Source organism: Flavobacterium sp. (assembly GCF_035195345.1).
In the GTDB taxonomy this organism is placed as follows: Bacteria; Bacteroidota; Bacteroidia; order Flavobacteriales; family Flavobacteriaceae; genus Flavobacterium.
Map to the genome: position 1 here is coordinate 766,588 of NZ_CP136574.1, position 15,697 is coordinate 782,284.

A 15,697-nucleotide genomic window follows, 5' to 3' on the forward strand; every position below is an offset into this window, starting at 1 on the left:
CAAAAGTAGTAAAATAGAGCATTTTAAAAAGAAAATTCAAATAAAAAAACATTTTAAACAAATCTGTGAAAAAACGAAGATAAAATTCTAAAGCAAAGCGCTTTTAATTGTTTCTTTTAACTCGCTCATCATCATTGCAGTAGCTCCCCAAACAACATATTTGTCCACCATAAAAGCAGGCACTTCAATATCGGTAGCATAAGAAGTGGACATTTTAACTTTGGTAATGCTTTTCTCGTCTAAAAAATCAGCAATTGAAAATTCTAAAACCCTTTTTACTTCATCTAAGTCGGGAATAAAAGTCAACTCTTCATGAGAAATTCCCATAAATGGCGCTACCAAAAAATTACTGGGCGGAATATAAATTTCACTAAAAGCTTTAATAATCTGTACCTTATCAGGATGAATACCAACTTCTTCATGTGTTTCTCTTAATGCAGTTTGTTCTAAATTAGCATCAAAATCTTCCACTTTACCACCTGGAAAACCTATTTGCGAAGAATGTACTCCTGGATAAGAATTTCGCACAATTAATGCCAAATGAGTCATCTCATTTTTAGGATAAAAAAGCATAAGAACAGCAGCCTTTCTCGGATTTTTATCTTTGTAATTTTCTTCTTTTAAAAAAGAAATTCGCTCTAAAGGCGCCATTTTTGCATGCGCATCTGTAGAAAGAAGCGTTTCTTTTTCTATCTTTGGAATATGTTTTATAAAATCATAAAAAAGCATATCAACCTAATTTTAGCAACCTTAAAGGTAGCTATTTTTTAAACAAAATAACATTCTAATCCAATAATATGTTCAGTAAAGAAGAAGCGCTTCAAATTAAAAAAGACTTTTGGATTGCCTTTGCAGCCGAATATCCGCGTAAATGGTTACTCTACAACACCAAAATTAAAGACGTAACTTTTAAGTTTTATGTTGATAATAAAAAAGCTCAAGTTTTACTTGATATAGAACCAAAGGACGAAGAAAAACGTAAAATTTATTACGAAAAAGTTGAATCGTTAAAAAATATTCTTTTGGAAGACTATTTAGAAGATGCCATTTTTGAACGTAATTTTTATTTAGAAAACGGAAAAATTATTAGTCGCATTTGGGTTGAAAAAACAGGAATAAGCATTAATAATAAAAATACATGGAATAGTGTTTTTGAGTTCTTTGAAGCAAAAATGGACGCTTTTGAACGTTTTTTCTATGAAAATGAAGACTATATTAAAGATTTAGAAATTAATACCTAATTCAAATATTTTGTAATTTAGTTAACACTTTATTTGAATGCTTACCTTTAAATTTGAAAAAACTGTTAGCTATGAAAAAAATATGTTTATTGTTACTTGTTATAACATTTCAATCGTGCCAATCACAATCTAAAGAACCTAAAACCATGAATTCAAATTCTAAAAAAACAGAGGCTGAATGGAAAGCAGCACTTACTCCTGAACAATATGAAGTATTAAGAAACAAAGGAACTGAAAGAGCTTTTACTGGCGAATATTGGGATCATTTTGAAAAAGGAAAATACGTTTGTGCGGGTTGTGGAAATGAATTATTTACATCAGACACCAAATTTGATTCGCACTGTGGCTGGCCTTCGTTTGATAAAGCGATCAAAGGATCGGTAAAATATGTTCAAGATTTGAGCTATGGCATGGTGCGAACAGAAGTATTGTGTGCAAAATGTGATGGTCATTTAGGACATATTTTTGATGATGGTCCAAAAGAAACTACAGGCCAACGTTTTTGCATGAACTCCGTTTCTATAAAATTTGTTCCAGAAACAAAATAGTGAGTATGTTAATTCAAAATATAAAAAACAATTTTTTAGAAAACATTGAATTGCTTCGTCAACTAACAAATAATGAATATACGAAACAAAATCCTGAACTGAGTAATGCAACTATAGGTGAACACATGCGGCATATTATTGAATTGTTTGGTTGTTTAATAGAAAATTATGAAAATGGAATAATCAATTATGACAAAAGAAAAAGAGACATTTTAATTCAAACCAATAAAAATAATGCGATTTCAATACTTGAAAAATATATTGATGAATTAAACAAACCTAATAAATCTCTTTCATTAGTTCATAATTGTTACAGTACATTTGAATTACTTCCAACGAATTATTTTAGAGAATTAATATATAATTTAGAGCACAGCATTCATCATCAAGCACTTATCAAAGTAGCCTTACATAACTTACCTCATATCAAGGTTGCTGATGCATTTGGAATTGCACCTTCAACACTCGAATATAGAAAACAATGTGTACAGTAACATTTATTCCAACAAATCAAGGTTGCATAATTACATCCAATAGAGATGAAAAAATAAGCCGTGAAAAAGCAATTTCCCCGCAAGAATACGAAATCGACGGAAAAAAAATCACATTTCCAAAAGATCCAAAAGCAGGCGGAACTTGGATTGCCCATACCAATAATAAAATTGTGGTTTTGTTAAATGGTGCAAAAGAAAAGCACCTTGTAAAACCTTTTTATCGAAAAAGTAGAGGTTTAATCGTTTTAGAAATTGCTTGTGAAAATGATAGTTTAGAATGTTGGAAAAACATTGATTTAACAGAAATTGAACCTTTTACCATGGTCCTTTTTGAGAACAACAAACTCTTTCAACTTCAATGGAATGAAATCGAAAAAAGTTTAGAAGAATTATCTAGTACAGAACATCATATTTGGTCTTCCTCTACCCTATATTCTAGAGAAATTAGAACCGAAAGAGCTATATGGTTTGCAGATTTCAGCCTTAAAAATGAAAATCCAAGTGCTAATGAAATTTTAAATTTTCATCAATTTACCAAATCTGAAAATAAAGAGTTTGGCTTGCAGATTAATCGCAATAACAAATTAAAAACAATAAGCATTACGCAATGTATCGTAATTAATTCGAAGATAGAGATGGTTTATCTAGATTTATACAATTAATAAAATGGCAAAATTTAATCTTTTTCTTCACAAACTTATCCATTGGGAATACTGGCCATACCAAGTAGTATATTTTCCAGTTTATTTTCAATATTTGTTTTATGCCATAAGAACGCGTTCGTTTTTTTATTTTAATGCTTCAAATCCTTCTATAAAAAATGGCGGTTTCTTTATGGAATCAAAAAAAGAAATTTACGATTTAATTCCGCCCCAATATTATCCCAAAACCCTTTTAGCAAATCCATCAGAAAATTTCACCTCAATTATTGAGAAAATAAATGCCACTAACATAACCTATCCATTAATTGTAAAGCCCGATATTGGATTGAGAGGAACCGCTGTAAAAAAAATATACAGTACGTTTGAATTAGAAAATTATATCAAAAAAGCAAAATTTAATATTTTGATTCAAGAACTAATTCCTTATGAAAATGAAATTGGTCTATTTTATGTTAAATTACCAAACAAAGAAGGAAAAATAACGGGAATAGTATCCAAAGAATTTTTGATTCTTACCGGAAATGGCAAAAATACCATACGTGAATTATTACATCAAGACAAGCGCTATTTATTACAATTAGAATCGTTAGAAAAAGAATTTAAAGACAAAATAAATACTATATTAAAAGACGGAGAAACTATCAATTTGGTTCCGTATGGTAATCATTGCCGTGGTACAAAATTTGTAGATTCAAGCGATAAAATTTCACCTGAAATGACCGCTAGTTTTAATAAAATTTGCAGTCAAATTGATGGTTTTTATTTTGGTCGAATGGATATTATGTTTTCAAATTTCGATGATTTAGCACGAGGCGAAAATTTCCAAATTGTTGAAATAAATGGTGCAATTAGCGAACCAACTCACATGTATGACCCAAAACACAGTCTTTTGTTTGGTTGGAAAGAACTTACTCGACATTTTCATTACATGTATCTAATTAGTAAAAACAATCACAAAAATGGCGCAAAATACCTGACTTTCAAAGCGGGTGTTCAAGAATTTAAAAATCACCACAAACACTATGATGCCATTTTAGAGTTCTGATTTTTTATAATGTTAAAAAAGGATCATTTTTAAGAAAATCAGCACAAAAAATCGAAATAAAATTTATATTTGATAAAATTTCTTTCTCCATGAAAAACCTATTCTTAACATTATTAATCATTGGGGTTGCCAATGTTTTTTCTCAAACCAAAAAAGACTATTCATTTGTTTATTTAACGGATTCAATTATCAGTACTGCATATAAACATTATGAAAAAGGGCAATATAACGATGCCGTCACAGAATTCAAAAAAATCGCCAAGTCAGATCCAAAATATCTTGCTGCACAATATGAAATTGCTTTGTCTTTATTTGCAGATGGTAAGAAAGAAGAACTGCTTAATCATTTAGAAACGCTTTATAAAGAAGGAAAAATGAAAGAATATCCTTCTTTATACACCCTTTTTGGAACCTATTATAGCGACGAAAAAGAGTACAACAAAGCTGAAAAAATTTTTAACGAAGGAGCGGAATATTTAAGTAATTCTTCTAATTTCTTATACAATCAAGCTATTTTATACTTAAGAAAAGAAGAACTTCAAAAAAGTGCTGATTTATTAAAAAAAGCAGTTACAATGAATCCTAATTTATCGTCTGGACATTATTTTTTAGGAGCTATTGCGATTGAAAACGGAAACATTGTTGAAGGAAGTTTGGCTTTGTTAAGTTATTTAGCAATTTCTCCCGATGGAAAATATGCCAATGAAGCGGTTTTAAAATTGAATAGTAAATTTGGTGAGAACTTCCTTACCAAAGGAAAAGTAGTTTTTTCTAACAGTGGAGATAATTTTGAAGAATTAGAAACCATTTTAAGAAATCAGCTTCCATTACGAAAAGCATACAAACTAAAAACTGAAATTGACGATATTATTATGCGTCAAATGCAAGCGGTAATGGAATATAGTTTAGATCATAAAATGGGAAATGGTTTCTTTGAAACTACTTATATGCCATGGGTTAAAGATTTGGTTTCAAAAAATCAATTTGAAGGTTTTAGCTATTACATGCTACATGGATTAGAAGAAAATTTAGGAAAAGAACTTACAAAACATAAAAAACTGATTACAACTTTCTACGAGAAATATTATATGGTAGATTTTTGGAATCATTTTGCTAAAAGAAATTTAGATCATTTTGGAACCAAACAAGATGTAGTGATTTACTTAAATGATGGAAGACCATTTATTATGGGGCCAGTAGTAAACAATAAAAAAGAAGGAAAATTTAAACTTTTAGGCGAAAACGGAAATGTTGAAGGTGAATTGTTCCTAAAAAATGACGAATTAGAAGGCGTACAAAAATATTTTGACGATAAGGGAAACCTTGAAATGGAGAAAACGTTTAGTGCGGGAAAATTACATGGAGAAAAAAAAGAATATTATTCCAATGGAAACATCAGTGTAATTGAAAATTATAAAGATGATGTATTACATGGAGTAAGTTCAACATTTCATTTAAATGGCGGTAAAAATTGCGAACTTAATTTCACAAATGGTGAAAGAGACGGAGCTTTAACTTGTTATTATCCTAATGGAACTAAAAGCAGCTTAATTACCTATTCCAACGGAAAATTAAATGGTCCTTACACATTATACAATGAACTTGGCGATATTACTGTGGAAACAACCTACAAAAACGATGAAATCGATGGTAAATACATGCAGTATTTTGATGGAAAAATAATTAAAGCTGAAGGGAATTATAGCAATGGAAAAAATCAAGGGAGTTATAAAAAATACTATGCTAATAATAAATTAGAATTTGAAAGTTTTTATACCAATGGAAAAATCACCAAAACCATAAACTATTTCTTCAACGGTTTACAATCTTCTGAACTTATTTTTAACGATAAAGAAGAATTAGAATCATACAGTTATTTCGATCCTAAAGGACAAAAATATTTTGAAGAAAAATACAAAAGTGGTGAGTTAAAATCTGGATTACAATATTTAAATTCAAATCCAAAACCTATTGAAATTAACCTAACTAAAAAAGCATTCCAAGTTTCTAGTTTAAACAACAACAAACAAATTACTGGATTTTTCGAAAAAGGTAAAAAAACAGGCGAATGGAATTATTACTTTACGAATGGTAATTTAAAAATTAAAGAAAATTATGCTAATGGAATGCAAACAGGCATGAGCCATTCTTATAACAATAGAGGACAATTAGCCACCGTTTCACATTATGAAAATGATGCCTTAAATGGTGTTTTTGAAATATATGATAATGGTGTATTAAGTGAAGTTTCCTATTATTCAAATGGTACACAAAACGGACCTTACACTTCATATTATGCAGATGGAACTCTAAAAACAGAGGGATTTCTTTTAGATGGTGAAGTTAATTACACTAAAACAAATTACAGACAATCTGGAAAACTTTCTCAAATTTCTAAATATTTGGATGGAGAAATTATTTCAACCGAAAGTTATGACAATAATGGGAAAAAAGAATTTGAGTTAGATTACAAAAACAAATCTGGTAAAGTCAATTTAAGCTTAAATAACGGAGCTACAACTCAAGAATTTGAAATGATAAATGGAAATTACAATGGTAAATTCACATCAAAAGATAAGTTAGACACCAAGATTTCTGAATACAATTACATCAACGGAAAACTTCACAACAACTACAAATATTACGGTCCGTATGGCACTTTAATGTTTGAAAGAAATTACTATTGCGGTTTAATAAATGGAACCGATGTTCAATATGATTTAGTTGGTAATTTAAGAATTACAAGTGAATATACCTTTGGGAACGACAATGGAAAAACAATTCGTTACTACCACAATAAATCTAAAATGTTTGAATACAACGAATTAGATGGCTTGACTGATGGAGAATACATCTATTACAACCAAAAAGGAGAACCTATTTTAAAAGTTGATTATGAAAGTAATGCGGTAGTAAGTTATTCAACTTTAAATAAAACAGGTGGATTTTCGGAAAAAATCAAAACACCTACTGAAAGTGCAGAAATTACATCGATGTATCCAAATGGAAAAGTGGCTATAAAAGTGAACTATGTTAAAGGAAATATCGATGGCAAACTAATCATAAACAATATTGAGGGAAGAGTAGAATATGAAGCTAATTATAAAAATGGCTTATTCGAAGGAGAGCGCACCGAATACTATTCGAATGGAAAAGTATACAAAAAAGAAAATTTGAAAAACGGAGATTTTGAAGGCGTTCATACATATTTCAAAGAAGACGGAAAACCATGGTTAACTGCAAATTATAAAAATGATGAGTTACATGGCGATTTATTAATATACACAAATGGTGTTTTATCATTAACTAAAAAATTCGATTCAGATGAATTGGTTGAAATCATTAAATAAAAAAACGTTTATAGGTTTGTTTATTGGATTGACTTCGATAAGCATTCAAGCGCAAAATACTTTTCAGGATTATAAAAAAGAATATCCCGATTTTAACGAACTCGTATTATTAGACTATCAAGGCTACGATATTTCAATTGAGAATAAAAAACTGAAAATTATTCAAAACACTTCTTTTGAATCAATGATTCTTTCAGAAAACGGAATTCACAACAACCAAGAATCTTTTACCTATTCTGAATTAGTAAAATTGTTAGAATACGAAGCTTTCTCGGTTGTAAATACTAATGGCAAAGAGAAAAAAATTAAAGTCACACAAACCACTGAAAAAAACTCAAGTAGTAGTTCTGTTTTTTTTGACGACATAAAAGAACGACAACTTGTTTTTCCAAATTTAGAAACTGGAGCTAAAAAAGTATACCATTACAAGCGCGAATTTATAGATCCTTTTCTACTTCACAAATACATGTTTATTGGAGGTTTCCCAATTAAAAATGCAACATTTGAAGTAAAAACCGATAAAAATGTAAACATTGGATACAAAATTTTTAACGATCCAAACAATACCATTCAATTTAAAAAAACCGAAGTAAAAGGTAAAATTGTGTACACTTGGACATTGAGAGATGTTAAAGCTTTTAAATTTGAATCAAATGGTCCTGGAATTTTATACTCGGCACCTCATATTGATATTTACGTAAAAGACTATACAATAAACGATAAAAAAACAGTGGTTTTAGATGATGTTTCATTACTTTATAAATACTATCAAGGCTTTGTAAACAATTTAAATAAAAAAGAATGCCTCGATTTAAAAAAAATTACAGAGGAAATCACAAAAGATAAAACATCCGACGAAGAAAAAATAAAAAGTATTTTTTATTGGGTAAAAGACAATATTAAATATGTTGCTTTTGAAAATGGTTATGAAGGTTTTATTCCACGAGAAGCCAATTTAGTCTTTGAAAGAAAATTTGGCGATTGTAAAGACATGGCCAATATTATTGTATCAATGGCTTCATATGCCAATGTTAAAGATGTAAATTTATGTTGGATTGGAACAAGAGAAATACCTTATTCTTATTCAGAATTAGCTACGCCAGCTGTTGACAATCATATGATTGCTGCTTATAAAAAGGGTGACGAATACATTTTTTTAGATGCAACCGATAGAGAAACACGTTATGGCTTACCAACTTCTTTTATTCAAGGAAAAGAAGCATTAATTAACAACGGAACTGAATTTAAAATCGTAAAAGTTCCAGTAGTTGAAGCTAAAAAAAATCAAGTTGATGACCTTGTAAAAGTTCAAATTAAAGAAGGCAAGTTAATTGGAAATGGAAGAATGGTTTTCAATGGCTTTAACCGAAGTATGACCTTAATGCAAATTGGTGACGCTTCAGGAAAAACCCGTTTTGAAATGATCAAAAGTCTAGTTTTAAAAGGAAACAACAAATTTAATTTGAATACCTATCAAGAAGAAAACATCAGCAATCGAGATTTACCATACAATGTAAACTATGATTTCGAATTGGATAATTACTTGATTAAAGTAGAAAAAGAATTATATATAAATCCTTATTTGCATAAAGTATTCGAAAAAAATCCAATTCAAAAAGACCGTGTAACTGGATATGATTTTGAAATTGTTTCGTTATTTAACTCAGAATATGAATTTGAAATTCCAGCCAACTACAAAGTAAAATACATTCCAAAAAACTTTACTTTAGATAACGAATTAGTTCAAGTTAACGCAGTATTTTCAGAAACAAATAATAAAATAGTTGTAAAATACACTTTTGAAGTAAAAAAAATGGTGATAGAACCTAGCGACTTTCAATTGTGGGATGAAAGTGTAAAAAAAATGAAAAACAATTATAGCGAAACTTTAATTCTAACCGAAAAATAACATATTCAAATGAAAAAATTAATCGTTAAAAGCCTACTTTTTTTATTATTGTGCAACTTTAATTCAATAGTAGCACAAGAATACACCTTCAAAGATTATAAGTGGGAACAAAAGCCGCAAGCCTTTACTTTACCTGAACAATATAAAAATGAAAACCAATTAATTGTAAGTAGAACCATCAAAATTGAAATTGTTTCCGATAAAAACGGTCCTAAACAATATTACTTACTACACGATAAAATATTTATCAATTCGGATGATGCCATTGAAAAAAACAATAAAATATACTTACCCTTCAGTTCCAATGAAAACGTTGTTAAAAACGAAGCACGTGTTATTTTAAAAAGTGGCAAAATCATTACTTTGGATAAAAAAGACATCAAAGAAGAAGTAGATGAAGAACGAGGTGTAAAATATAACTATTATGCAATCAACGGATTAGAAAAAGGTGCTATTATAGAAAAAATATTTCTTTTAGAAGAATCTCCAGAACTTAATGGTAAAACATTTAGAATGCAAGACGATTTACCAATTCTAGATATTAGTTTCGAATTAATTCATCCAAATCACTTAGAATTTAAAACAAAAGGCTATAACAATCTAGCAGCCGCAGTAGTAGATGATAAAATTTACAAAGACAAAATTTCGATTTCGGTGAATGAGAAAAATGTACCTAAATTAGAAGACGATGAAAAATATTCTAACTGGAAAGCAAACATTAAATATTTCCGTTATAAGTTAGATGCAAACCTGTACAATGGATCAAAAAACCTATACAACTACAAAGAATTTGCTTCTAATGTGTACGAAAGATTCAATGTAGATTTAGACAAAAAAAGTCAAAAAGCCGTTGATGATTTTTGCAAAACCATTGTAACATCAAATAATTTACAAGAACAAATTTGGAACATTGAGAATAAGGTTAAAAAAACAATTCCTTATAACCGTTATTTTGATGCAAAAGAAAATTTAGCAGCCGTAATAAAAACAAAACAAGCCAATCAAACAGAAATCTTAGCCCTTTATTTGGTTATTTTCAAGTATTTCAAAATTGAAAACCAAATTGTATTTGCTTCAAACCGTTATGATATTGCCTTTGATCCTGAATTTGAGAGTTATGAAAACTTAGATGAAATATTATTCTATTTTCCATCAATAAATAAATTCATTACACCAACCGAAATTGAATATAGAATTCCTTTGATTCCAAACATATTAGCAAACAATTATGGGCTTTTCATTAAAGGAAAAGAATTTGCAGGGGTTAAAATGGGAATTGGAGAAATCAATTTTATTACCATTCCTGGAGTGGAAATAACACACGATGTAATGGATATAACTATCGATTTCACAAAAGATATTGAAAATCCAATCATTACAAACGAAATCTCATTTGGAGGATATGCAGCCATTAATTTTCAACCTATAAAAGATTTTGCACCAGCAGATCAATACAAGGAAATATTAAAAAGTATTGCCGAAAACTATACCATTCAGGAAGAATACACTTCTTTAACGACTGAGAATGATGGAACAGAATTCATAGGCAAAAAACCATTCGTTTTAAAAGTAACATTTGAAGGTAAAGATTTAGTACAAAAAGCGGGAGAGAATTATTTATTTTCTGTTGGAAAAACAATTGGCTCACAAATGGAATTATACCAAGAAAACAAACGTATGATGCCTGTTGAAATTGATTATCCTCACTCCTATTTACGTAAGATAAAAATTATTTTACCTAAAGGAACAACAGTTAAAAACGTAGAGAAATTCAACATGAGCCACAAAACCGATATCAATGGCAAAACAGAAGCTACCTTTGTAAGTAGTTACAAGACACAGGGCGACGAAATTCTAATTGAGAATACAGAATACTACAATATCATTAATTATCCTTTAGAACACTTCGATTCCTACAAAGCAGTCATCAACGCTGCCGCCGACTTCAACAAAATAGTCATTGTTCTAAATAAATAAAAATTCCAATCCGACTTCACAAGGGTCGGATTTTTTTATGGGCGTTCCCCAAGGGTCGGGCTATCCGCACTCGCTTTACTTAAAATCCTTAGGTATTTTAAGTAAGAGCTCAAACAAATGCTTTTATCCCTAACGCGGAAATAGTTTTCAGTTGAATTTAATTAGAAAATTATTTATAAATTGCAATATATTGTAATTACAATCAAAGATAAAACGATTTAGAAATAGTAATGGAACAAAATGACAAAATTAATAGTAAAGAAAATTTTCACAACATATTACGGCTCTTATTTATAATACTTATAATTATAATTGGAACTTTTTTCTCAATAAGTAGAAGAAAAAATCTTAAAGAAAATCACGTAGTAGTTATTGGTGTCGCAATTAAAAATACTTATGGTACAGGAAATGATGGGGTTGAATACAAGTTTGATTATCAAGGAAAAACATATCAAGATTGGTGTTTTACAGATAATAGCTCAATTGAAGGAGAAAAATATTTTGTCTTGTGTAATACAGAAAATACTGATAGAAGTATATTGTTAGAAAAATGCCCTGTACCAGATACAATTGAAAAAGCATCCTTAAATGGATGGCAAAAAATACCAGTTAAAGATTATCAAAAATATGTTGATGAGTATTTTGAATAGAGTACATTTCTAACTAATTACAACAACCATTCAAAAATCCTAAATTAAAATAGGATTAGTTAACTAGTTCGCAAAAAATTAAACGGCCCCCGTCGCTAACGCGAGCGTCCCGCTCGTGTCCACAAATTCACGAGCGGGACGCTCGCGTTAGCTTTCAGTAGTCTAAACAACAAAACCACCCATATAGGTGGTTTTATTGTTTTGTAAGGACAATATCTTGAAAAGAAAAAAGCTCTATCAAAAAATGATAGGCCTTTTCAAAAGAAAGCCGGCGACATACTCTCCCATCACGCCTAAGCGGATAGTACCATCTGAGCAATCGTACCGACACTTCGGGGATTAACTTCTCTGTTCGATAACTTTAATTCATTTTTCCTAAAAATGCTATATAACAAAAAACACATCATCGTTAGATGAAGGGTTTTCAAAAGAAAGGCGGCGACATACTCTCACATCACGCCTAGGCGGACAGTACCATCTGCGCAATCGTCCCGACACTTCGGGATTAACTTATCTGTTCGATAATTTTAATTCATTTTTTCTAAAAATGCTATATAACAAAAAACCCCTCATCGATAGATGAAGGGTTTTCAAAAGAAAGGCGGCGACATACTCTCCCACATAACTGCAGTACCATCTGCGCAATCGGGCTTAACTTCTCTGTTCGGAATGGGAAGAGGTGAGCCCCGACGCAATAACCACCTTAAATTTTTGTTTAAGGTTTCAGGTTCGAAAGTTACAGGTTAAACAACTTGGAACTTTAAACTTGGAGCTTTAAACGCCACGCCATAGGCGAGCTAATATCTTAACATACTGAGATAAATAATTTAAAAGAAAGTTTTCTCCCGAGTCCGAAGACTCGGGAATTGTACATAAGCTAACGGGTTATTAGTACTACTCGACTATGACATTACTGCCTTTACATCTATAGCCTATCAACGTGGTCATCTTCCACGACCCTTAAAAGAAATCTCATCTTGTGGTGGGTTTCGCGCTTATATGCTTTCAGCGCTTATCCCTTCCCAACGTAGCTACTCTGCAGTGCTCCTGGCGGAACAACAGATACACCAGCGGTTAGTCCAATTCGGTCCTCTCGTACTAGAATCAGATCCACTCAAATTTCTAACGCCCACAGTAGATAGAGACCGAACTGTCTCACGACGTTCTGAACCCAGCTCGCGTGCCACTTTAATGGGCGAACAGCCCAACCCTTGGGACCTTCTCCAGCCCCAGGATGTGACGAGCCGACATCGAGGTGCCAAACCCCCCCGTCGATATGAGCTCTTGGGGGAGATCAGCCTGTTATCCCCGGCGTACCTTTTATCCTTTGAGCGATGGCCCTTCCATGCGGAACCACCGGATCACTATGCTCTACTTTCGTACCTGATCGACCTGTATGTCTCTCAGTCAAGCTCCCTTATGCCATTGCACTCTACGCACGGTTACCAAGCGTGCTGAGGGAACCTTTAGAAGCCTCCGTTACTCTTTTGGAGGCGACCACCCCAGTCAAACTACCCACCAAACAATGTCCTCCGATATTCGGAGTTAGGCCTCAGACAAGCAAAGGGTGGTATTTCAACAATGACTCCACAACGCCTAGCGACGCCACTTCATAGTCTCCCACCTATCCTACACATCACGTGTCCAAGGTCAATATTAAGCTATAGTAAAGGTGCACAGGGTCTTTTCGTCCCACTGCGGGTAAGCGGCATCTTCACCGCTACTACAATTTCACCGAGCTCATGGCTGAGACAGTATCCAGATCGTTACACCATTCGTGCAGGTCGGAACTTACCCGACAAGGAATTTCGCTACCTTAGGACCGTTATAGTTACGGCCGCCGTTTACTTGGGCTTCATTTCAATGCTTCTCCGAAGATAACATCTCCACTTAACCTTCAAGCACCGGGCAGGTGTCAGGCCCTATACTTCATCTTACGATTTTGCAGAGCCCTGTGTTTTTGATAAACAGTCGCCTGGATTTTTTCACTGCGGCCAGCATTGCTGCTGGCGACCCTTCTCCCGAAGTTACGGGTCCATTTTGCCTAATTCCTTAGCCATGAATCTCTCGAGCACCTTAGGATTCTCTCCTCAACTACCTGTGTCGGTTTACGGTACTGGTACTTATAATCTAAGTTTAGAAGATTTTCTTGGCAGCCTTTAGGTACACTATCACTTTGTCCGAAGACTCCGTGTACTATCGCATTTCACCAGTCCCAGCGGATTTGCCTACCGGGCCTATAGCTAAGTGCTTTAACGAACTATTCCGTCAGTTCGCGGTACTTTCACCACTGCGTCTCTCCATCACAATTATAAGTAGTACGGGAATATTAACCCGTTGGCCATCGACTGTCCCTTTCGGGTTCGCCTTAGGACCAGACTAACCCACAGCTGATTAGCATAGCTGTGGAAACCTTAGTTTTTCGGTGTGCGGGTTTCTCGCCCGCATTATCGTTACTTATGCCTACATTTTCTTTTCTAAACAGTCCAGCATGACTCACATCACACCTTCGACCCAGTTTAGAATGCTCCCCTACCACTTGTATTACTACAAATCCATAGCTTCGGTAATATGCTTATGCCCGATTATTATCCATGCTCGTCCGCTCGACTAGTGAGCTGTTACGCACTCTTTAAATGAATGGCTGCTTCCAAGCCAACATCCTAGCTGTCTGGGCAGACAAACCTCGTTATTTCAACTTAGCATATATTTGGGGACCTTAGCTGATGGTCTGGGTTCTTTCCCTCTCGGACATGGACCTTAGCACCCATGCCCTCACTGCTGGTAAACATTATATAGCATTCGGAGTTTGTCAGGAATTGGTAGGCGATGAAGCCCCCGCATCCAATCAGTAGCTCTACCTCTATATAACTTATACCCAGCGCTGCACCTAAATGCATTTCGGGGAGTACGAGCTATTTCCGAGTTTGATTGGCCTTTCACCCCTACCCACAGATCATCCCAAGACTTTTCAACGTCAACGGGTTCGGTCCTCCACTATGTGTTACCACAGCTTCAACCTGTCCATGGGTAGATCACACGGTTTCGCGTCTACCATTACTGACTAAAGCGCCCTATTCAGACTCGCTTTCGCTACGGATCCATACCATAAGTACTTATCCTTGCCAGCAACGGTAACTCGTAGGCTCATTATGCAAAAGGCACGCCGTCACCCCACGAAAGGGCTCCGACCGCTTGTAAGCGTATGGTTTCAGGATCTATTTCACTCCGTTATTCACGGTTCTTTTCACCTTTCCCTCACGGTACTGGTTCACTATCGGTCTCTCAGGAGTATTTAGCCTTAGCGGATGGTCCCGCCAAATTCACACAGGGTTTCACGTGCCCCGCGCTACTCAGGATACCACTATCGTTATCTTCTCTTACTTATACAGGGCTATCACCTTCTTTGGCTTACCTTTCCAGGTAATTCTAATTCAATCCGCAACAAATATCGTGGTCCTACAACCCCAGATATGCCGTAACATCCCTGGTTTGGGCTAATCCGCGTTCGCTCGCCACTACTTACGGAATCACTTTTGTTTTCTTCTCCTCCGCCTACTTAGATGTTTCAGTTCAGCGGGTTTGCCCACCTATCGGTGTACTATGTCTTCAACATAGTGGGTTGCCCCATTCGGATATCTACGGATCAATTCGTGTGTGCCAATCCCCGTAGCTTTTCGCAGCTTATCACGTCCTTCTTCGCCTCTGAGAGCCTAGGCATCCCCCATACGCCCTTATTTTGCTTATGTGCCGCCTAATTCTATAAATAAAACTAGGACTTTCTTTATAAAACCGTAACTTGTTACGATTCTACTGTACTT

Annotated in this window: 10 protein-coding genes and 2 rRNA genes; 9 read left to right on the plus strand and 3 right to left on the minus strand. The window is 33.5% G+C overall.

The window, feature by feature from the left end; translation table 11 throughout:
* Positions 1-87: 87 nt before the first annotated feature.
* Positions 88-729, minus strand: a complete 642-nt coding sequence (locus RSE15_RS03645) for an NUDIX hydrolase (protein ID WP_324069632.1) — start codon at positions 727-729, stop codon at positions 88-90.
* A 68-nt stretch (positions 730-797) separates the two neighbouring features.
* Between RSE15_RS03645 and RSE15_RS03650 the strand changes: the two genes are divergently transcribed.
* The 9 genes from RSE15_RS03650 (at position 798) to RSE15_RS03690 (ending at position 11,876) form a co-directional block, all read left to right on the plus strand.
* The gene (locus RSE15_RS03650; protein WP_324069633.1) at positions 798-1,241 is read left to right on the plus strand and encodes a DUF4268 domain-containing protein; all 444 of its coding nucleotides are present in this window, start codon (positions 798-800) and stop codon (positions 1,239-1,241) included.
* A 146-nt stretch (positions 1,242-1,387) separates the two neighbouring features.
* Entirely contained in the window at positions 1,388-1,789 is a 402-nt protein-coding gene (gene msrB, locus RSE15_RS03655) for a peptide-methionine (R)-S-oxide reductase MsrB (RefSeq protein ID WP_395655744.1), read from the plus strand.
* 5 nt (positions 1,790-1,794) lie between these two features.
* Positions 1,795-2,283: a DinB family protein gene (locus RSE15_RS03660; protein ID WP_324069635.1), complete on the plus strand. Its 489-nt coding sequence runs from the start codon at positions 1,795-1,797 to the stop codon at positions 2,281-2,283.
* The gene (locus RSE15_RS03665) at positions 2,271-2,945 is read left to right on the plus strand and encodes an NRDE family protein (protein WP_324069636.1); all 675 of its coding nucleotides are present in this window, start codon (positions 2,271-2,273) and stop codon (positions 2,943-2,945) included. The genes RSE15_RS03660 and RSE15_RS03665 overlap by 13 nt, the downstream gene beginning before the upstream one ends.
* A 4-nt stretch (positions 2,946-2,949) precedes the next feature.
* Positions 2,950-3,990 (plus strand): D-alanine--D-alanine ligase, encoded by a 1,041-nt coding sequence (locus RSE15_RS03670; RefSeq protein ID WP_324069637.1) that lies wholly within the window; start codon positions 2,950-2,952, stop codon positions 3,988-3,990.
* A gap of 89 nt (positions 3,991-4,079) precedes the next feature.
* Positions 4,080-7,340 carry a tetratricopeptide repeat protein gene (locus RSE15_RS03675; protein ID WP_324069638.1) on the plus strand — a complete coding sequence of 1,087 codons (3,261 nt, stop codon included), beginning with the start codon at positions 4,080-4,082 and terminating at the stop codon, positions 7,338-7,340.
* Complete coding sequence (locus tag RSE15_RS03680) at positions 7,315-9,249, plus strand: DUF3858 domain-containing protein (RefSeq protein ID WP_324069639.1); 1,935 nt, start codon at positions 7,315-7,317, stop codon at positions 9,247-9,249. Before RSE15_RS03675 ends, RSE15_RS03680 begins: the two co-directional genes overlap by 26 nt.
* A gap of 9 nt (positions 9,250-9,258) precedes the next feature.
* Entirely contained in the window at positions 9,259-11,226 is a 1,968-nt protein-coding gene (locus RSE15_RS03685; RefSeq protein ID WP_324069640.1) for a DUF3857 domain-containing protein, read from the plus strand.
* Positions 11,227-11,456: 230 nt separating this feature from the next.
* Positions 11,457-11,876 (plus strand): hypothetical protein, encoded by a 420-nt coding sequence (locus RSE15_RS03690; RefSeq protein ID WP_324069641.1) that lies wholly within the window; start codon positions 11,457-11,459, stop codon positions 11,874-11,876.
* 596 nt (positions 11,877-12,472) lie between these two features.
* Here RSE15_RS03690 and rrf read toward each other — a convergent pair.
* Together rrf and RSE15_RS03700 are read right to left on the minus strand one after the other, a co-directional pair.
* A 5S ribosomal RNA gene (gene rrf, locus RSE15_RS03695) occupies positions 12,473-12,582 on the minus strand.
* 162 nt (positions 12,583-12,744) lie between these two features.
* Positions 12,745-15,625 (minus strand): 23S ribosomal RNA (locus RSE15_RS03700).
* Positions 15,626-15,697 lie beyond the last annotated feature (72 nt).